Here is a 19595-nt window from a genome sequence, read left to right on the forward strand (position 1 = left end):
CGGTCTTAATCGTATGGCGCATGTAAACCACCGCCGGGTTATCAGGCCATTGCTTCTTCACTTCGCCGGAAGCCTAACCCCACCCGTTGTGCGCCTCAAGTTTGGTGTTACTCCTCGGTGATAGCTCCGGCCGCACACGCGGGGATGCGCCGCCCCCGAGCGGGAGAGGCAAGCCGCTACCGATTGCGGTGGACAACGTGCCGGACACAACGGAGGCCCCGCGTTGACGCGCTCGCGTCGAGGTCGATGATGGGACGCTTGGTCGACTGCGGATACGTTGCGCAGGATGGCTGATGGGCACGCAGTGCAGGGTGCGCTATTTTCGAGTTCCAATCGTACAGAGATAGTCGCGCGGCATGGCTAACCCGACCGGCGAGCGGTGCTTCTCATGCATCGCGATGAAGTCTCGTTGAAGTGCCGTGCGCCTTTCAGGGTCCAGCGATGCGGCGAGCGTTTTTGTCGGACCATAGCCAGTCACAAATATGTCCCATACCGTTTGGCCGCTCGGCATGCGGAGTACCGTGGTGCCAGGTTCAAAGGCCAGATCGAATGTATCGCCAAGCAATTCCCGAACGCGGCCTTCCCGGCCCCACGCAAATGGCGAAGGAGGAGGATTGTCAGGCGGTGGCGGCATGTATGGCCGCATTGTCTGGAATATTTCTTCAACCGCACTGCCAGGCAGCCAAGTGACCAACCCCAGTCGCCCGCCCTTGCGCGTGACACGTGCCAACTCGGCAGCTGCAGCCTCGGGGCGCGAGACAAACATGACACCGAACGTCGAAGTCACACAGTCAAAGCTTTGATCCGGAAATTCCAGCGCTTCGGCATCGCCGACCTTGAAGTCGATCTCCGGTGCAATCAGTTTCGCCGCCTCGATAACGCCTTCACCAATATCGATACCAGTCACCTTTGCGCCTCGATTAGATAACCGCCGCGCAGTCCAGCCCGTGCCTGTCGCAACGTCAAGGATGCGCTCTCCCGGTTGCGGCCAGATTCGATTCACGACGTGATCAATGGCGTCTGCTATACTTTGGCTCACGGTATCGTAGGACGCGCCGCCGGAACCCCAAGTCGCGGCGGGTTTGAGGTTATGAGCAAGAATTTGCGCCATGAAATTTACTCCTCGATCTCGATGGAATAATCAGCTCAGTCGCTTGAGCCCGGCGTGATGAGAACATTGGCACGCAAGACGAACCTCAACCACAGTTTACAAATCGGTTGCGGCACAATGTCTCAGTTCAAGGTAGACCGCCTAGCGCGATGATATGAGCGCGCGTCCGAAACAGATGCATGTCCTCTGCAACTGCAACCACGGATTTTCTCGCGCCAGATATTCTCGATAGGTTCGGTCGCACGGTCCCCGCGCTTTTCGTCGCCCTCCATAGGACCCTCGACCATCCTGTCGTGTCCGTGCGATGCACGACGTGGAAGCTATAGCGTCCTGCGAGGACATCAGTTTTGACGCATCCGCTAAATTGGGTCTGGATCGCTGCCACATAGTTGGTGACTGCTGCGCTATAAAGGGACGATCCGCTACGTGCGGCGAACTCCCATTCACATACCCATTTGCATGCGAAATTGATTATAGCTGCGCACACGCGCGTCATTGGTTGTGAGGGGTTCAAATCATGACGAAGCACTTTTCGAGGCGCATCATGACTGATGTGCTCGTAGTCCTAGTATCTGTAGTGATGATCACGATTGCAGTGACATTTTTGGGCGATCCCATTCGGGCCCGCATCGCTGCTTCTATCCCAACCCCATTCGATCTTGCGATGGTCAAGACACTCGCAACCGCTGAACCGAGCAAACTGAGCCTTCCGCACGCGCAACCGAGTTGCCGGCTTCGTTCCGCTCCTCTGCAATGGAACGTAGACTGGCTTTTCCGGCCGCCCGCAACTCGCGGATGATGTGGGCTTGCTAAAGAAGCAAGCCGTCTCGGTTGGCGGCCTTTAGGCACGGCGTTTTCTTCACCTTTTGAGGAGTGACGCCAGTCGTATCGGCTGTGGATCACACATGCGCATCCTGAAAGTTGCGCACGCACATTCTTCGTGCCCTTGCGGCATTTCGCGCATCATAGCAACCTCGATGCGAACCGTGTCAGCATCGAAAGCCTGACGGGAAATTCCTCATCATTTTCTTGAGGTCCCTACCTCCATTTGTAATCCACCTCACACCTGCAGCGAAGCTGCGGTCCGATATTGTCTCAGTCTTGGCGTCATTCGAGGAATTTACAGATTTCGTTCGGGCGCTCAGTCGTTCTTGCGTGGTTGGGCACCGAAACGGGAGGCCGGCATGCCAACGTCATCTCCCCTTGTGCGATGGTCGACTGAGATGCTGCCGGAGCGAACAAGGTTCTCCACGTTCCGTGAAGAGTTTACGCGGCTGAACCTCGCCTTGGACGTGATAGATCACAGCGGCGGCCGCCCGCGTATCAATGTCACCTACTTGCCGCTCGGCCCGGTTGGCGTTTGTAGCATCGTCACCACGCCGGTGGAGTTTATCCGTCACAAACGCCACCTCAAGGATAGCCGTGACCAATTCGGACTTAACATCGTCGAAGCTGGCCCGGTCCAATTTGCAAATGCTGGCCAGGAACATGTCTATGATGTCGGCGCCGCTTGTTTGGTTGACCGGGGAAGGCTGCTGCGAGTATTTGGGTCGCGTGGCGCCAGCGTCAAATTCGTGACCGTGCCGGCTGCCGCCCTTAGGTCGCTGGTTGCACAGCCGGAAGATCTATCAGGTCGGCCGGTGCGTCCTGGACCGGCGCTTCGCCTGCTCCACCTCTACCTGCAATCGCTCGCATCCTTCAAGGAACCTCCGTCATCAAAACTCGCCTCCACCGTCGGCACACATCTCCTCGATCTTGTGGCCGCGACGCTCGGGCCGACCGTCGAATCTGCAAACCTCGTTACGGAGCGTGGTGTGAAGGCAGCCAAGCTGCAGGCGATCCTGGCGGAGGTCGCGCAACGCTTCGGCGATCCCAATGTCGATCTGAACAATGTTGCTGGAGCGCTCGGTATGTCGCGGCGATACGTGCAAAAGTTGCTCGAAGAGACCGGAAAGTCGTTCACCGAGCACCTTGCAGCGTGTCGGCTTGAGCGTGCCTTCGCGATGTTGACTGACCCGCACCATCTGCATTTGGCCATCATCGATATCGCGTTTGCAGTCGGCTTTGGTGATGTCTCTCATTTTAATCGCTCGTTCCGCCGACACTTCGGCGAGACGCCATCAGGCGTGCGCGCCGCATCGATGGTGCGGCAGAAGTCATCCTGCGCCCCCTCACAATGCGCGGGCGACGGCCGTTGAAAACGCGGACAGTTCGACCTCGCAGGACGGCAGGCAGCGCGCACCGGGGCTACAGGGCTGAAAGAGTTTCGCCGCACGATCTGCGCCGTTCGGCAGCGACCTTGGCCGGTGATCTCGGATTTGACGACGCATGGATCGCGAAATGTCTCGATCATGCCGCGAGCAAAAAGGCCGAAGTCGTCGTGCCGACTGTCACCGGCAAGGTCTATAGCCATTCCAAGCGGATGAAGGAGAAGCGCGCGGTGCTGGACGGCGTCGCGGCCGAGCTGCGGCGCATCGTTGGCAGGCAGACCCCAACGACGCGAGCGGAGACCGGATTGCGGCTCTTCACCTGATTAGCTAGCAGGCCATATGGGAGCCCGATCCAACGCTTTAATCGGGCTTCGACGGCGAGTACACTCCGCGCACCTCGACCACCGCGTTGGCAACCTATAGCTGATGCCGAGCATGTCTTTCGACCATCCGGCGCCGGTCAGGCGCAACACAGTGCCGTGCTGGTACGGTAAGGCAGGCCCCAACCGCGCGCCGGCTCGGCTGTATTGCGTCAGTGGAGCGAGCCGCGGCGGCTAGTGAGGATTTCCCTTGGCTGATGATCCTCTGACTGATCATCTAATTGAGCGCTTATCCGCTCCAAACTTTGCTCTAGCTGCTCATTGACAAGTATCAAGGCCCTAAGCGCGCCGCGCACGTCACCGTCACAAGCGGCGACGATCTCGTCGATCGCTAATTCGTATTGATCAAGAAGAGAGCTAGTGTGCGAGCGTGACATACGAACAACATACAAGCAAAAATTGTTGCTGGAGAATTAATTGGCAGCATCATCCCCGCTGTTCACAGGGGGGTGGGGTTGCGTCGGGTCGCGTCTAGATTTGAAGTGCGGCGGCAAATTTACCGCGCTGCGCATCAATTGCCGTGCAGACGTCCGAGACATTAAGCTAGTCGGTCGGGGGTAAAGATGTTTGAAATTTATTTCAATCATAAACGTGATTTTCTCGTCTTAAGCAAGGGCTCTCCGATCCCGGCATTTGGTTCATCGAGCAAATGGCGGAAGAGCAAGAAAAGAGTTTCTAAGGTCAGCGACGAGATTAAGTTGGCCGTTGAGAGACAAGGCTACTACGTTCGGCGCTTGCGGGATGCCAAGGTACGGACGAGCTAAGTCTGAACACAAGCGGCGCCATCAATACTTTCGCACCGCGCTGTCGAGGTTTGCGATGTCTAGATGCGCGCGCCTTGGGACGAGGCGAAGGCGCTGCAGCGGCCGTTGCCGGATCACGGTTTAATTGTGATGTGAGAGGCCGCACGTGATCCAGTCACGTCGAGGTTGGCAGGCTCACCCGCCTGTCCGATTGTTGCCTCAGCCCTCCATCAATCCCCAAAGTACGATCAAGTAATAGACCACAACCGCGACGACAACGTTGATCGCAACTATTAGCAAAACATCGTTAGGTAAGATCGGTTTTCGTCCAGCCATCGCGGCGATCCTAGCCGGGCGGAGACACCCTGACCGCTCACAAATGATGGTCGATGCACGTTCCTCCGCTACTGTTGCGTTAACGCCGCAGATGGTTCCATCCTATGAATATAAGCCTGATCGCGGCGATCATCTGCTGTGGCTTGCCAAGCGGCTACGGCAAAGTAGGCAGTGAGCGCCAGAGCAATCGCGACAAAGACAGAATTGAACTGGGTCATCGATCAGCCTCTCCTTCTCCACAGAGAAGCACCTTCGATTTGAGTGCGCACTATTGAAAGCTGCAAATATAGAAGTTTGCGCGCGCAATCCACAGAGAAGAGATTAACGAGCGCATGGTCGTCGGCCCGCCTAGAGGAACACCTCAATACTGAGGTCGCAAAAGCAGCTCCGGCCGTGTAACGCGGCTCACTGCGGCCAATCCTTGTAAAGAGTGATGCCGATCATGACCAGCGAGCCGATTGCGACCACCACCGGGCAGATAAACGGCAACTCTTCCAGCACGCCAACAACGACCGCCCGGACGCGAAGAGTTCTCTTCATATGCGCAAAGCGCCAGCCTGCCGCACCCATCGGATATCTCCGGTTCGCCCCCAGCAGCAGCGGCCTCACTCTCCAGCGCGAAGCGATGTTCGGCTATTGCCTATTCGGATGTATCCCTAGATCAAGGTGAAGGAACTCTTGTAGGTCGCGCGTCCGCTTTGCTCTCAGAGAGCGACATTGAAGTCCGAATGGCTTCATGTCGGCCTTGGGCCACGAGCGGAATTCCTCGACACGAGAACGAAAGAGGCCGCCAAGCGAAATGGCCTTACTTCTTTCTGAGCAGATCGGCCAAGTCCAACTCGAAATTCTGCTGTATCTGCTCGAACAGTTTTAGGAGGTCGACTGAGGCTTGCATTCCGTGGCGGGCAACAATCGCTCGCTGACGCTCAATGATCAGCCTGCCACTGTCAACGTGACGCTGTGCTCGGCCGACCTTCTCATCCAGCGTCATTGCCGGTTCCTGTCTGGAACCAGCGTGCATATACCAGTTACAAATTCAACTCTGGGATCAAAAGAGGCGGTTTGGGCGAGCGTCGCCCGAGGTCCGGTCTTCCGCCGACAACAACGTCCAATAGGATCAGGGGGTTCGGCTAAGGGCCAAGTGGCGCAAAAACGACGAGGCCGTTAGCTGAGGCGGGCCTTACTTCAATTTCCTAGACCCAATGTTGATGAAGAAGATCGGCTTGCCAGCTTCGTCTGTCACCTCTAGCGACCATTCTTGCCCAGGGCGAAACCTCCCGTCGATGTCCTTCAAGACTTCGGCAGCAAAGACCGTAGCTTCATGCCACGCCGCTTCATCGTCCGGCAAATCCTCTCCTGTGTCATCGGTGCTTGGGTCTGAACTATGAACGTTGAAGAAGTATCTCGGCATTGCCGATTAACACAGGTTAGTCGTCGCAGTTCCTAACCCGGTCTACTCTGCGCCGAATTCAACGTAGGCCACTGGGACAGGACGGCAAAGGATTATAGAGGCAGGCAGCCAAGGAACCAGCCTGCGTCGGCTATGGATGAAAGGCTGACCTCGGCATCTTGCAGGAGCTTTGTCCGTTCACCGCCTAGCAGCAGACATCGGGGTGCTCGCAGGGATGGTCAGCTACGGGCCAGACGGAGACATTCGGCGGTGCGAACGAACTACGAGGCAAAATTCAGCTGCGTGGTGCGCGCCGCCAAAGCGGGGCTCAGTCCGTGAGCTGCGGGCCGTCGTAGCCTTCGATCACGATGATATCGATGTCCACGGCGCCCGCGCGCAGTGCCCTCGCCTTGGTGTATTCAGGTGAACGGTAGCAGGCGAGCGCGGTTTCGTAGTCCTTGAACTCGATCACGATGTTGCGGTCGCGCGCCTTGCCCTCCACCGCCTCGAAGGTGCCGCCCCGCACCAGGAATTTCGCGTCGTATTCGCGGAGCACCGCCGCGAGGGCGGGGCCGTAGGCTTTGGTGTATTCGGGTTTGATCACATCGATGCGCCCGATCCAATACCCGTTCGGCATGCTGTCCTCCTCATCTCTGCATTCTCAAATCAAGAGGGGCCGCTGGGGGTTAAATTGCTCTGCGGTGCATGGTTCCGTCGGGTTGACGACACCGTTGGGCTTGAGTTGAGTGGCTCCTGATGCCTGACGGTCGACGAGCCTTTAATGACCTGAGGAAGATTGTGATAGGGGAAGACGCCGTCGAGGAGTTTCTTGCCGAGCCGGTGCTGGAGCAGTTTCGTTCGCTCCTTGCCCCCATTAACGGAGGAGATCGGCTGGCCGAACATTTACTGGCGGTGGATATACCTGGGCACGCTCGGGGCCATATGGGTTATCTCCTCAACGCTGACGAGGACGATGTCCTATTCTGCGGCGACCTCATCCACGTTCCCGCCGCACAGTTTTCCCGTCCGGACCTTACCTGGACCTATGACGATGACGAAGCCGTGGCGAGGGCTACCCGGATCAAGTTGCTCCAGGACGCAGCAAATGCGCAGACATGGCTGGCCGGCGCTCATTTGGGTCGACCAGGCATCGGCAGAGTGGTCGAAGAAGGACGAGGATATGCATTCATTCCGGTCGCGTAGCGGCCCATGAGCCCGCGCGATGGGCCGCAGCACTCCTTCGCGCACGCCCTCGTCAGCGCGGGACGACGGCAGTCGCTTCGATCTCGACGCGCGCGGATGGCTCGACGAGGCGCACCACCTGCACGAGCGCCATGCTGGGGTAGTGGGTGCCGACCACCTCGCGATAGGCCTTGCCGAGCGCCTTCAGATTCGCGGTGTATTCATCCATGTCGACGACATACCATGTCAGGCGCACGAGATGGTCCGGCCGCGCGCCCCCCTCTGCCAGGATCGCGACGATGTTTTCGAGTGCCTGCCGGACCTGTGCGACAAACCCATCAGCAAACCGGCCTGCAATGTCCCAGCCGACGACACCACCCGTCACAACGAGACGTCCTTCCGCCATCATGCCGTTCGCGTACCCCTTCGGCTGCGGCCAGCCGCCGGGCTGAAGCACTTGCAGACCGCTCGCCGCGGGGCCTTCCGGCTTTCTCATCGTAGTCATGCGGGGCTCTCAATCCTCTCAGCGCGGCTTCAGGAGATCGCGCGCGACAATCAGTTTCTGGACCTCGGTCGCGCCCTCGTAGATGCGCAGCGCACGGATTTCGCGGTAAAGGCTTTCGACGATCTCACCCTTGCGCACGCCGCGGCCACCGAACATCTGGACGGCGCGGTCGATGACGCGCTGCGCGGTCTCGGTTGCCGTCAGCTTCGCCATTGCAGCTTCGCGCGTCGTCGGAAGCTTCTGGACGTCGCGGCGCCAGGCCGCGCGGTAGGTCAGGAGCGCGGCGGCGTCAGTCTCCGTCGCCATGTCGCCGAGCGCGGCCTGGGTCAGCTGGAGATCTCCCAGCGTCGCACCGAACATGTGCCGGCTGCGCGCATGCGACAGCGCTTCGTCGAGCGCTCGCCGGGCAAAGCCGAGGGCTGCAGCGGCGACCGATGCACGGAAAATATCCAGCGTCTGCATTGCGAGCTTGAACCCGCCGCCCGGCGCGGCGAGACGACGGCTCGACGGAATCCGGCAATTGGTGAAGCGCAACGTCGCCAGCGGATGCGGCGCGATGACGTCGATGCGGTCGGCGATGCCGAAGCCGGGATCATCCGGGAAGACGACAAAGGCCGAGATGCCGCGGGCGCCCGGCGCCTCGCCCGTTCGCGCAAACAGCGTGTAGACGTCGGCAATGCCGCCGTTGGAGATCCAGGTCTTCTCGCCGTCGATGACGTAGTCGTTGCCGTCGGCCCGCGCCGTGCAGGACATCGCTGCGACGTCCGATCCTGCCTCCTTCTCGGACAGCGCGAAGGCCGCCAGCCATTCGCCGGCGCGAACTTTCGGCAGCACGGCCTTGCGCAGGTCCGCCGAGCCGCCGAGCGCGATCGCGCCGGAGCCCAACCCCTGCATGGCGAAGGCGAAGTCGGCGAGGCCATCGGCATAGGCCAGCGACTCCCGCGACAGGCAGATCGAGCGTGAATCGATCGTCGTCGCATCGCCGTCGGGCGCCGCGACGGCGCAATCGAGCACCCCCGCCTCGCCCATCGCACGCACGAGCTTGCGGCAGGCGCCATCGACATCAGTGTGATCGATCGTGTCGAGTGCGCCCGACCGCACGAAGCGGTCGAGCGCCTCGCCGACCGCATGATGACGCGGCTCGAAAAACGGCCAGTCGAGCCATTCGCGCCGGATCACTTTCTCCGTGGAGCTCATCTGATCCCTCCTCCGCTCATTGCGCGCCAGCTGCCGCAGCGCGCGCCAGATTGGTTTCGTATTGTCCCTTGGCGGACAGATACTGCTTCGGCCACTCGACCTTGGTGATGCCGATGCGTGCGGCTTCGTGCAGCGTCCAGGCCGGGTCGGCAAGATGCGGCCGCGCGATGGCGCAGAGATCGGCGCGGCCGGCCGCGAGAATCGAATTGGCGTGATCGGCCTCGGAGATCGCACCGACTGCGATGGTCTCAATGCCGACCTCGTTGCGTATCAGGTCGGCGAACGGCGTCTGGAACAGGCGTCCATAGATCGGCCGCTCATCCTTCCAGACCTGCCCCGATGAACAATCGATCAGGTCTGCCCCGGCCTCCTTGAACATCGCAGCGAAGACCGCCGCATCGGCCGGAATGTTACCGCCGTCGGTCCAGTCATGGCAGGACAGGCGCACCGACATCGGCCGATCGGGCGGCCACACCGCGCGCATGGCCTCGAACACCTCCAGCGGAAAGCGCGCGCGGTTTTCATGGCTGCCGCCGTATTCGTCCGTACGCCGGTTGGTCAACGGCGAGAGGAAGCTCGACAGCAGATAACCGTGCGCGCAATGGAGTTCGAGCCACTCGACGCCGGCGGCAGCGGCACGACGTGTTGCCGCGACAAAATCGTCCCGCACGCGGTCCATGTCGCCGCGGTCCATCGCCCGCGGCAACTGGCTGTGGGGCAAATACGGCAAGGCCGACGCGGAGATCAGAGGCCAATCCCCCGATACCAGCGGCTGATCGATTCCTTCCCACGGCACCCGGGTCGCGCCCTTCCGCCCGGCATGGCCGAGCTGAATTCCCACCTTGGCGTGTCCGACACTGTGAACGAGATCGACCAGGCGGCGCCACTGCGCCGCTTGCGCATCGTTCCAGAGCCCGAGGCAGCCCGGCGTGATCCGCGCATCCGGCGAGACGCAGGTCATCTCGGCAAAGACCAGCGCGGCGCCGCCCATGGCACGCGCGCCGAGATGGGCGATGTGGAAGTCGTCGATCAGCCCGTCCTGCGCCGAATACATCGCCATCGGCGAGACCATGATGCGGTTCGCAAGCGGAAGGCCGCGCACGCGATGCGGCGTCAGCATCGGCGGCGGCACCCGCTCGCCGTCCTTGACCGCTATGCCCGCGCGTTCGGCGAACCAGCGCTCAAAACCTTCCAGCCAGGTGCGGTCGCGCAGGCGAAGGTTCTCGTGGCTGATGCGCTGCGAGCGTGTCAGCATCGAATAGAAGAATTGCGGCGGCTCGAGCGTATCGGCATAGCGCCGGCCGACCACCTCGAACCATTCCATGGCGTTGCGCGCCGCATTCTGGATGCGCGCGACATCGACGCGGCGCACCTCCTCGTACGCGTCGAGCACGGTTTCGATGCCGGCGCGACCGTGGCCATGGCGATCGAACTGGTTGGCGAGCTCGATGGCGTCGTCGAGCGCGAGCTTGGTGCCCGATCCGATGGCGAAATGCGCGGTGTGCGCGGCGTCCCCCATCAGCACGACATGAGACTTGCCGTTGAACACGCTCCATTTGCCGCAGATCAGGCGGCTGAAATTGAGCCAGGCCGAGCCGCGCAGATGGCGCGCATTGGTCAGGAGCTTCGCGCCATCGAGCGTCTCGGCAAAGATTTTTTCGCAGAACTCGATCGAGCCCTGCTGATCGAGCTTGTCGAGCCCGTGGGCCTGGTAGGCTGCTTCCGTGGTCTCGACGATGAAGGTCGAGGTCTCTGCATCGAACTTGTAGATGTGGGCCTGGAACCAGCCGTGCTCGGTCTTCTGAAAATCGAACGTGAAGGCGTCGAACGCCTTCTTGGTGCCGAGCCAGATGAAGCGGTTCGGCCGGATCACCATGTCGGGCTGGAATTGCTCGGCGTAACGGGCGCGGATCCTGGAATTGACGCCGTCGCAGGCGACGATCAGGTCGGCGTCGGGATATTCAAGATCGGACTCGACGTCGCGCTCGAAGACGAGCTCGACGCCCAGCGCCTCGCAGCGCCTCTGGAGAATGTTGAGCAGATGCTTGCGGCCGATGCCGATGAAGCCGTGGCCGCTCGTGCGCTGGCGCGTTCCCTTGAAGACGAGCTCGATATCGTCCCAGTGATTGAAGGCGTCCTCGATCTCGGCGGCGCTCTCGGGATCGGCAATCCGCATCGCGGTCATCATGGCGTCGGAGAACACCACGCCCCAGCCGAACGTATCGTAGGGCTTGTTGCGCTCGACGACCGTGATGACGTGCTCCGGGTGCCGGCGCTTCATCAGCAAGCCCAGATAGAGACCGGCCGGGCCGCCGCCGATACAGACTATGCGCATGATCCCTCGCTTTCGCGCGTCGCGCCGTGTGCCGAGCTTTCACCCAAATTATTTTAAGCATAAAATATTTCCTCGGCACGCATCTTGTCAAGGCGGTTCTGCAAAGACCCGGCCCACGGCCTGGTCTCCGCGGCGTCGATCTGGAGATTCAGTGTAAATTGGACACACGGTAGCGCCGATTCCGAGCCGCTCCGGCGCAGCCTTGAATTTACTTTTGGCACGAACTATCTTGCCGGTGACCACGACAGCTGCGCCGGCTTTCGTCAGGCCATCAAGCCCGGGAGATTCGATTGGCACTCGCGAAGGAGTCCACGCCTGTTTCAAAGAATGGGGCGGATCAGGAGGCCGAGTACAGGGCTCAAACGCGGGTCTGGCTCCGGCTGCTCGCCTGCACGACCCTCATCGAAGGCGAGCTGCGGCGCCGTTTTCGCGATGAGTTCGATTTCACGATGCCCCGCTTCGATGTTCTCGCTCAGCTCGACCGAGAACCGAGCGGGCTTGTGCTGGGAGAGCTGCCCAAGCGGCTGATGGTCTCGGCCGGGAACCTCACGCCGATCGTGGACCGCCTGGTCGCGGATGGATACATCACCCGCACGCCGTCGAACCTCGACCGCCGCGTGCAGATTGTCTGCATGACGGTCGAAGGCCGCAAGACCTTCAGGCGAATGGCCAAGAGTCACGGCGCGTGGCTTGCCGAGCTGCTGGCCGATTTCCCGGCGGACCGCTTCGACGGATTGATCGGCGAGCTCGACGACCTCAAAGGCGCCGTCAGGGACGCACTGCAAAAACCCTGAGCGGACCGACAGTCAGCGCCGAAGCTTCACTCCGGCCGCCTCGCGATCCCACGTATCCGTGGTGATGCCCGCCTCGCGCAGCACGCCCTTCTTGATCTTGCCGTTCTCAGTCAACGGCATCTGGTTCAGAATGCGCACATAGCGCGGGATGGCGAAATAGGCGATCTGGCCTTCGCAATGCCTGACGATGTCGATGGGCTCGAGCGATTGGCCCGGCTCCAGCAGGATCGCAGCCGCAACCTCGTCCTCGCCCAACTCAGACGGCAGCGGGTAGATCGCGCAGGCGGCGACCGCGGGATGGGACTGGATGGTCTGCTCGACCTCCCACGAGGATACGTTCTCGCCACGCCTGCGGATCGAATCCTTCATGCGGTCGATGAAGCGGTAATGTCCGTCAGCATCCCGAACGACCCGATCGCCCGAATGGAACCACAGATTCCGCCAGGCCTCGACCGTCTTCTCCGGCATGCCGAAATAGCCGGTGGCAAAGGCAAAGGGTTCTCCGGCGCGAAGCAAGAGCTCGCCGGCCTGTCCGTCAGGAAGTGCTGAATCATTCTCGTCGACGATCCGCGCCTCGATGCCTTCGGCCAGATAGCCCATCGTTCCCGGACGATCGGACGGGATCGTGCCCGCGAACACGAAGTTGGTTTCGGTCGACCCGTAGCCGTCGACCAGCGGCACGCCAAACCGCTGAACGAACGGATCGTGGATTTGCGGCGGCACGCCGCCGCCAAGCGCAACGCGAAGACGATGCGTCGAGTCGCTCGCATTCTTCGGCTGCGCCAGCAGCATCGACGCCATTGCGCCGAGCAGATAGCCGACCGTCGCCTTGTGCCGTTGCGCGGCCGCCCAAAAGCCGGACGCGGAGAATTTCGGCTCCAGCACGTAGGTGCAGCCGTTCAGGAGCGCCTGATAGAACGCATTGAGCGCGTTGGTGTGGAACAGCGGCAGTGTCGTGAACAGCACATCGCCCTCGCGGATGCCAAGCGCCCGCGCCGAATAAATGCCCCACCAGAACAGCTGCGCCTGCGGACAGCACACACCCTTCGCTGGCCCCGTCGTGCCCGACGTGTAGAGGATCGCAACGGTATCGCCGGGACGCGCGGCACCCGCCGCGGCGACGGCTCCGAGCGCCGGCAACGATACGGCGGAAAGCCGGGCATCGATTGCACCGGCGGCAACTCCGACGATCCAGGTGCGAGGTGGCAGCTCGACACCCGCCTCGACACTCTCGATCGCGTCGACGAACTGAGCCTCGACGACGAGGAGCGCGGGACGCGAGTTGCGGAAGATGTGGGACAGCTGGAAGCCGCGCAGCGCGGTATTGATCGGGACCGCGATGGCGCCAAGCCACGCACAGCCGAGATAGACCTGCAAAAACTCCGGACGGTTCGAACACATCAGCGCAACCCGATCGCCCGGCTTGATCCCGGCATCGACGAGCGCCTGGGCCGACGCGGCCGCGATCGCCGCGGTCTGCGCAAAGCTCCAGCGCGCCTCCCCCGCGACAAGCAGGACACGATCGCCATAGCGCTCGGCCTGCCGCGTGAGGATCGTTGAGAGGATGCGGTCCGACGGCGGAAACGACGTCACTGCACACGCCCAGGCCGGGGGCACGTTCTCCCGGCCGACCGCGTCGCTGATGCTCACCGGCGCGTTCTCCGTCACGATCATGCTTCCGCCTCAGGGCAACAGCTTGTATTTGCCGTTGTCGATCTGGACCAGGATGCGCGAGCGATCGTCGACGCCATGCCGATCCGCCGGCGTATAGGTGTAGACGGCCTGCGTCCCGACGACCTCCTTGGTCGTGAACAGCGCTTGACGAAGCGCTGCGCGGAATTCCGGCGTGCCGGGCTTGGCACCCGATGCCATCGCGCGCTTGGCGGCATCGACAAGGACCACCCAGCCATCGAATGAGTAGGAGGAGAACGAGTCGGTCGGCATCTCGCCGTTCGCCTTCTCATAGGCCGCCCGGTAGGCCAAGGCGACTTTCTGAATCGGATTGCTCGCCGGAAGCTGTTCGGCCGCGATCACCGGCCCGGTCGGGCAGATGATGCCATTGGCGGTCTTGCCGGCGAGGCGCAGGAAGTCGGCGCTGATCATTCCATTGTTGCCGTAGAGCGGCCCCTTATACCCGCGCTCGGCCAAGGCGATGGCGGGCAGCGCGCCCGGCGTTCCGGTGCCACCGAGCATGATGGCATCGGGACGCGCCGCTAGCGCGCGCAGCACCTGTGCGGTCACCGACGAGTCGGATCTGGCATAGCGCTCGTTGGCGATGACCTTGATGTCCACCGCCTTGGCGCTCTGCGACAGCGAATCATACAAGAGGTCGCCGAGCGCATCCGAGAACCCGATGAAGGCAACCGTCTTCAATCCCTGTGCCTTCATGTGGTCGACGATGCCACGGACCAGGAGCGGCATTGGCTGCGGCGTCTGCACGACCCAGGGACCGCCCTCGCCGTCCGGAACGGATGCGATCGGGGAAACTGCGATCATCGGCACTTTCATCTCGATCGCGGCGGTCGCCATCGCCAGGGTCTGCGGCGCGCCCGACGTTCCGATCAGGATATCGACCTTCTCCTGCTCGACGAGCTTGCGCGCGTTGCGCGCCGAGGCGGTGGCATCGGAAGCGTCGTCGAGTTGGATGACGCGGACCTTCTCGCCGCCAATCTCACCGACATAGGCCTCTCCCGCGGCGATGCCCTTTGCATTCGGGATGCCGATCGAGGATACCGGCCCGCTGAGACCGGTGACGAAACCGACGAGGATCTCGGCCTGAGCAATTTGCGGGACGGCGAGAAGCAATGCAGTGGAGGCCAGCAGGCTCTTGATCAAGTTCATGGCACCTGTCTTTCGTGAGGATGTTCTTGTTCCGATTGGCACGCGCCATGGATTGGATTCAGGTTGACGCAACCAGCGCGATGACGCGAAGCGGACTGCCGGAACCGTTCTGGATCTTGAGTGGCGAGGCCACGATGACCGCCCCGGTGGCCGGAAGCTGATCCAGGTTGCAAAGGCATTGCAGGCCGTAGCGGCCGGCGCCGTGCAGGAAATGATGCGCCGGATAAGGCGGCTCGAAATGCCCGGCCTGCCCCGCATCCGTACCGATGGTCTCGGTGCCGAACCCGATAACGCCGCGCTCCTCCACCAGCCATTTCATGACGGCCGCGTTGGGGCCGGGCGTGTGTGCGCCGTCATCCTTGAGATTGGAATAGTCGCGCCAGCCCTTCTTCGACCAGTCGGTCCTGAGCAGCACCCAGTTCCGCTCGGGGATCCGGCCGTGCTTTGCTTCCCAGGCCTCGACGAGCGGGACCGTCAGCAGGAAATCGGGATCCTGCGCCGCCTGAGCGGAGCAGTCGATCACACATGCCGGCGCGATCATGTCCTTGGCCGGCATCGTGTCGACGGCATTGTTCGGCAGGTTCTTGCCGGTGAACCAGTGGATCGGCGCATCGAAATGCGTGCCGGTGTGTTCGCCGAACGTGACATTGTTCCAGTACCAGGCCGGACCGCGACCGTCGTAACGCGAGATTTCCTGGATGCGGACCGGCGCGGCCTGGCCGAACTCCGGCGGCAGCACGATGACCGGAAAATCCGGACTGAGCGTGAAGGTCAGATCGACGACGCGCACCGCGCCGGAAGAAACCGCACCCGCCAGCTCCAGGAGATTGTTGCTCTGCATCGTCACGTCCTCCGGCTTGGTTGAAATCCAGATGTCACCTGTCGAGCTCGCGCTCGAGCGCTTTCGGATTGGCCCCGAGACGTTGCCGGATCTCTTCGGCGACATCTCCGACATACATCTCCTCGAGCCCGCCTCTCAGCCCCGACACGATCGCCTGCGCGATTGCGCGCGGCGCGACCTTCGGCGGCGGTACGGTCTGGAACCACTCGGTGTCGACGGGCCCGGTGAACAGATTCATCACCCTGACGCCGCCGGGCCTGAGCTCGGCGCGGAGGCAGTGCGAGAGCGACATGCACGCCGCTTGCGAGGCCGAGTAGGCGCCAAAGGCCGGCCAGTTCGCCAGCGCATGGACCGAGAGAATGTTGACCCACGCGGCACTGTTGTTGATGCCATCGGCACCCCGCATCCGCATCGCGGGGCCGAAGGCCTGCGCGAGGTTGATGAAGCCGAGATAGGCCTGGTCGATCTCGTCGCGCGCGATGCTCGTGCCCCTGCGGTCGAGCAGGCCGCCCGGCCGCACATATTCCGTCGTGTTGACGAGGATATCGACCTTACCGCCGATGTCGGCCGCGAGATCGGCCGCAGATTTCTCGTCGGCGGCGTCAAGGGTCACGATCTCGATTCCGTCCTGACCGCGCAGCAGCTGCTCGCCGGCGAAAGGCCGCCACGGTTCGGCAACGCCGACGAAGACCGTCTTGGCGCCCGCGGCCTTCAGAGCGGCGACGGCCTCCTGACCGATCATGCTCCGACCGTTGGTGACCAGCACGCGCCGGAATTTCGGATCGGCCGTCATTTCCCGCCACTGCTTGTCGTCTGCCATGTTGGGAGTCTCCCCTTCGGGATGGGCAAAGGCCACTGCCTGGCCGCTTTTGTCGAGTTGAAACGACATGCGGACCGGTGCGCCCTCCACGCAGTCGGCATGGAGGTGCGTCACAATCGTCGGACCGCAATCCATCTTCACGAGGCCGATACGCCAGGGCGCCCGCTCGCGGAAATAGACGTCGCTCGGCACGCGCGCGGTCGTTTCGGCAAGAAGAACACCTTGTCGTGGCGCATCGACGAAGGCAAGGCCGGCCGACAGGCAAGACGGACAGGCCTCCCGCGCCGGATAAGCAAAAGAACCGCAAGCCTCACAGCGTTGCAGCATGAAGCGGCCCTCGGCGGCCGCCCGCGTAAACCCATGCGACGTTCTGCTGCGCGGTCGCGGCGGCGAAGCAGGCAGCCGCGTCCGCAGCAGCGGATTCTTGCGCCGGGGCGGCTTGATCGGCTCTATCATCGCGACGGCCCTGCAAAGATCGCGGCGCCCGAGGCGAGACCACGGTCATAGTTGATCATACCGAACCCCGAGGCCAAGGCGAGGCTCGCATTCCTGACCTGGGTGGGGCCTGCAGTCCCCAGAACCTGTCGAAGTCCCTCGACGAGACCGAGATAGGCGCCGGCGGCACCGGCCTGCCCGGCCGAGAGCTGCCCGCCCGACGTGTTGTGCGGAAAGTCACCGTCGATGGTGAGGTCGTGCTGGCGCACGAACTCGGCGCCCTCCCCCTTGTTGCAGAAGCCGAGATCCTCGAACTGCATCATCGTGATGACGGGGTAATCGTCATAGGTCTGCACGATATCGAGATCGTCAGGCTTCACGCCGGCCATTGCGTAGAGCTCGCCGATGTCCATTGCCCAGCCGCCGCGGACCTGCATCGGATCGTCGGCAAAGGCATTGTGCCGCTCGATCGTCGAAAGCAGCCGTGCTGCTGTCAGCCCGAGCGAGGCCGCGGTCTCGTCCCGCATCACCAGGAAGGCCTCGGCGCCGGCGCAAGGCATCACGCAATCGAAGAGATGGATGGGATCGGAGATCGGCCGTGCCGCCAGATACTGCTCCATCGTCAGCGGCGTCTTCATCAGCGCATGCGGGTTGCGCAGGGCATTGGCGCGCTGGGCGACGGCGATCCTGCCGACATCCTCACGCGTGACGCCGAAGGTCCGCATGTAGTTGCGGGCGATCAGCGCGAAGCTCGCATTGGCGCCACCGGCGCCATAGGGATAGACGGCATCCTGGTTGAAGCGCGAGAAGTTCTCCAGCGTCAGCCGGAAGGAATCGACGTGGTTGGTATCGCCGGCGATGCACGCCACGATGTCGGCGTCGCGCGCCTGAACCGCGCGCGCCGCTTTTCGCAAGCCTGCGATGGCGCTGGCGCCACCGAGCGGAATCGTATCCAGCCATCGCACGCAGAGCCCGAAATGCTGCGTCAGCCCGATCCCGCTGTCGGTGCCCATGGTGAAGCTGGAGACGCACAGACCGTCGATGTCGGAAGCCTTGATGCCAGCCTGCGCAACGAGCGTGCTCAGTGCCCGCCCGATCCACCACTGCGCACTCTCGATGGAGTAGCGCACATAGGGAATCGTGACGGGCGCAGCAATCACGACGCCGTCGTACGGTGTGCGCAAGGTATTGGTCACCAACCGCCCGCCTCGTTCATTGTCTCAGATGACCGTCAGCTTCACGGCAATATTGCCGCGTGTTGCATTCGAATAGGGACAGCGCTCGTGCGCGCCCGCGACGACCTCCTCGGCCACCGACCTCTCGACACCGGGCAGATTGACCTTCAGTTCGACGGCGAGCGCATATCCGACGGGAACCGGACCCATCGCAACCTTCGCGGTCACTGACGGCTCAGCGGATGGGACGACCTTCCGGGTACGCGCAACGAGCTTGACCGCTCCGAGAAAGCACGCGGCGTAGCCGGCCGCAAAGAGCTGTTCGGGGTTGGTGCCTTCGCCCCCGGGGCCGCCCAGCGATTTCGGCAAGGACAGCGATACCGACAACAGGCCATCGGCGCTGGCGGCCTTGCCGTCCCGGCCGCCGGTTGCCGTCACCTCGGTCTCGTACAGGATCTTTTCGGGAGTCATCATGATTCATTCTCCAGTCTTACCGGCTGTTGCGAGCAAGCAGTGCGCGGAAATCGTCGCGCGCCTGGGCGCTGGCCCGCTTGAAGCTCGGCCCGCGGCTGGGCTCCGTGCCATTGAGCTGCCGGAGCTGCACCCACATCTCGGCACTTTTCAGCGCCACGGCCGCGCAATTGACCACCGGCGCGTGCCCGACTTTGAGGCCATGCTCCCTTCCGATCAGAAGGCCGGGCAGCACACCGGCGGGGATCACGACGTCGGCGCCGTGCTCGACCAGCGGACGTGCGCAGGCGACAAAGTCCTTGATCATGCGGGCTTGCGCGGCCTGATCTCCGTCAAAGGCATCAGCGAAATCCGCCGGCTTGCAGCCGAGGCCGGTCACGTGGACCACGCGATCGCCGAGGCCATAACGCTCGGCCTGCTCGTAGTGCCAGACCTCGAAGACGGGATCGAGCGTCACAAGGCCGAGTCTCCGGCCGAGTTGAGAGGCCGCCAACAACGTCGCCTCGCCGGTCCCGATCACGGGAATGTCGAGCGTCGAACGCAACTCGTAGAGCCCGGGATCCTGGAAATGTCCCATCACGAAGGCGTCGAACCCACCCTCCTCGGCTGCGATGCCGTTGTCGATCGCCTGGACGGCGCAGCGCAATTCCGCGAGCCGTCCGAACTCCCGGTCGGGCGGCGAAATGCCCTCGACGTGAACTGTCGTGCCCGATGCGGCGATGTTGTTGAGGTATTCCGACAGCCGCGCCATGTAGGGCGCGTTCACGCTCGCATCAACGAAGCTCTGCCAGAAGATGCGCATCGTCCTTCTCCTCAGGCGGTGATCGGA

General features: G+C 62.4%; 20 protein-coding genes. 4 read left to right on the forward strand and 16 right to left on the reverse strand.

The genetic code is table 11. The annotated features are described in order from the left end of the window. Positions 1-316 precede the first annotated feature (316 nt). On the reverse strand, positions 317-1111 hold the full coding sequence (locus tag AC5ZFO_RS42540) for a class I SAM-dependent methyltransferase (RefSeq protein ID WP_014493350.1): 795 nt from the start codon (positions 1109-1111) through the stop codon (positions 317-319). A gap of 1184 nt (positions 1112-2295) precedes the next feature. Here AC5ZFO_RS42540 and AC5ZFO_RS42545 point away from each other — a divergent pair. After that, complete coding sequence (locus AC5ZFO_RS42545; protein WP_496123693.1) at positions 2296-3309, forward strand: helix-turn-helix transcriptional regulator; 1014 nt, start codon at positions 2296-2298, stop codon at positions 3307-3309. A 101-nt stretch (positions 3310-3410) separates the two neighbouring features. Beyond that, the gene (locus AC5ZFO_RS42550) at positions 3411-3644 is read left to right on the forward strand and encodes a hypothetical protein (RefSeq protein ID WP_496123694.1); all 234 of its coding nucleotides are present in this window, start codon (positions 3411-3413) and stop codon (positions 3642-3644) included. A 1204-nt stretch (positions 3645-4848) separates the two neighbouring features. Here AC5ZFO_RS42550 and AC5ZFO_RS42555 read toward each other — a convergent pair. The 5 genes from AC5ZFO_RS42555 to AC5ZFO_RS42575 all read right to left on the reverse strand — a co-directional run bounded on the left by AC5ZFO_RS42555 (position 4849) and on the right by AC5ZFO_RS42575 (position 6807). Further along, positions 4849-4998: a hypothetical protein gene (locus tag AC5ZFO_RS42555; RefSeq protein WP_187387940.1), complete on the reverse strand. Its 150-nt coding sequence runs from the start codon at positions 4996-4998 to the stop codon at positions 4849-4851. 187 nt (positions 4999-5185) lie between these two features. Then, the gene (locus AC5ZFO_RS42560) at positions 5186-5350 is read right to left on the reverse strand and encodes a hypothetical protein (protein ID WP_496123695.1); all 165 of its coding nucleotides are present in this window, start codon (positions 5348-5350) and stop codon (positions 5186-5188) included. A 235-nt stretch (positions 5351-5585) separates the two neighbouring features. Continuing rightward, entirely contained in the window at positions 5586-5771 is a 186-nt protein-coding gene (locus tag AC5ZFO_RS42565) for a hypothetical protein (protein WP_496123696.1), read from the reverse strand. Positions 5772-5960: 189 nt separating this feature from the next. Next, complete coding sequence (locus AC5ZFO_RS42570) at positions 5961-6191, reverse strand: DUF6894 family protein (protein ID WP_496123697.1); 231 nt, start codon at positions 6189-6191, stop codon at positions 5961-5963. Positions 6192-6498: 307 nt separating this feature from the next. Next, positions 6499-6807, reverse strand: coding sequence for a DUF1330 domain-containing protein (locus tag AC5ZFO_RS42575; RefSeq protein WP_496123698.1), 309 nt, complete (start codon positions 6805-6807; stop codon positions 6499-6501). A 119-nt stretch (positions 6808-6926) separates the two neighbouring features. Between AC5ZFO_RS42575 and AC5ZFO_RS42580 the strand changes: the two genes are divergently transcribed. Continuing rightward, positions 6927-7373 (forward strand): MBL fold metallo-hydrolase, encoded by a 447-nt coding sequence (locus AC5ZFO_RS42580; RefSeq protein ID WP_496123699.1) that lies wholly within the window; start codon positions 6927-6929, stop codon positions 7371-7373. Between the two features lie 52 nt (positions 7374-7425). Here AC5ZFO_RS42580 and AC5ZFO_RS42585 read toward each other — a convergent pair whose 3' ends face one another. From AC5ZFO_RS42585 to AC5ZFO_RS42595, 3 genes are read right to left on the reverse strand one after another with little or no spacing between them, the layout of a single operon-like run. Next, positions 7426-7857, reverse strand: a complete 432-nt coding sequence (locus AC5ZFO_RS42585) for a RidA family protein (protein ID WP_282518381.1) — start codon at positions 7855-7857, stop codon at positions 7426-7428. A gap of 18 nt (positions 7858-7875) precedes the next feature. Next, the gene (locus AC5ZFO_RS42590) at positions 7876-9054 is read right to left on the reverse strand and encodes an acyl-CoA dehydrogenase family protein (RefSeq protein WP_282518382.1); all 1179 of its coding nucleotides are present in this window, start codon (positions 9052-9054) and stop codon (positions 7876-7878) included. A 16-nt stretch (positions 9055-9070) separates the two neighbouring features. Next, entirely contained in the window at positions 9071-11389 is a 2319-nt protein-coding gene (locus tag AC5ZFO_RS42595) for a bifunctional salicylyl-CoA 5-hydroxylase/oxidoreductase (protein WP_496123700.1), read from the reverse strand. 290 nt (positions 11390-11679) lie between these two features. Between AC5ZFO_RS42595 and AC5ZFO_RS42600 the strand changes: the two genes are divergently transcribed. Next, positions 11680-12183: a MarR family winged helix-turn-helix transcriptional regulator gene (locus AC5ZFO_RS42600; RefSeq protein ID WP_282518384.1), complete on the forward strand. Its 504-nt coding sequence runs from the start codon at positions 11680-11682 to the stop codon at positions 12181-12183. Positions 12184-12195: 12 nt separating this feature from the next. Here the strand turns inward: AC5ZFO_RS42600 and AC5ZFO_RS42605 are convergent, their stop codons facing one another. Genes AC5ZFO_RS42605 through AC5ZFO_RS42635 form a run of 7 tightly spaced genes read right to left on the reverse strand, consistent with a single transcriptional unit; the run spans position 12196 to position 19568 of the window. After that, positions 12196-13857, reverse strand: a complete 1662-nt coding sequence (locus AC5ZFO_RS42605; protein WP_282518385.1) for an ATP-dependent acyl-CoA ligase — start codon at positions 13855-13857, stop codon at positions 12196-12198. 9 nt (positions 13858-13866) lie between these two features. Then, positions 13867-15024, reverse strand: coding sequence for an ABC transporter substrate-binding protein (locus AC5ZFO_RS42610; RefSeq protein ID WP_282518386.1), 1158 nt, complete (start codon positions 15022-15024; stop codon positions 13867-13869). 58 nt (positions 15025-15082) lie between these two features. Continuing rightward, a complete protein-coding gene (locus AC5ZFO_RS42615; RefSeq protein ID WP_282518387.1) occupies positions 15083-15865 on the reverse strand; it encodes a cyclase family protein in 783 nt (260 codons plus the stop codon). 34 nt (positions 15866-15899) lie between these two features. Beyond that, positions 15900-17141: an SDR family NAD(P)-dependent oxidoreductase gene (locus tag AC5ZFO_RS42620; protein ID WP_282518388.1), complete on the reverse strand. Its 1242-nt coding sequence runs from the start codon at positions 17139-17141 to the stop codon at positions 15900-15902. Then, a complete protein-coding gene (locus tag AC5ZFO_RS42625; protein ID WP_496123701.1) occupies positions 17138-18316 on the reverse strand; it encodes a thiolase family protein in 1179 nt (392 codons plus the stop codon). The genes AC5ZFO_RS42620 and AC5ZFO_RS42625 overlap by 4 nt, the downstream gene beginning before the upstream one ends. Before the next feature lie 24 nt (positions 18317-18340). After that, a complete protein-coding gene (locus tag AC5ZFO_RS42630) occupies positions 18341-18769 on the reverse strand; it encodes an organic hydroperoxide resistance protein (RefSeq protein WP_368860653.1) in 429 nt (142 codons plus the stop codon). Between the two features lie 16 nt (positions 18770-18785). Continuing rightward, on the reverse strand, positions 18786-19568 hold the full coding sequence (locus tag AC5ZFO_RS42635; protein ID WP_282518390.1) for an aspartate/glutamate racemase family protein: 783 nt from the start codon (positions 19566-19568) through the stop codon (positions 18786-18788). Positions 19569-19595 lie beyond the last annotated feature (27 nt).

The sequence above is a fragment of the Bradyrhizobium sp. Unk1 genome (genome assembly GCF_059512345.1).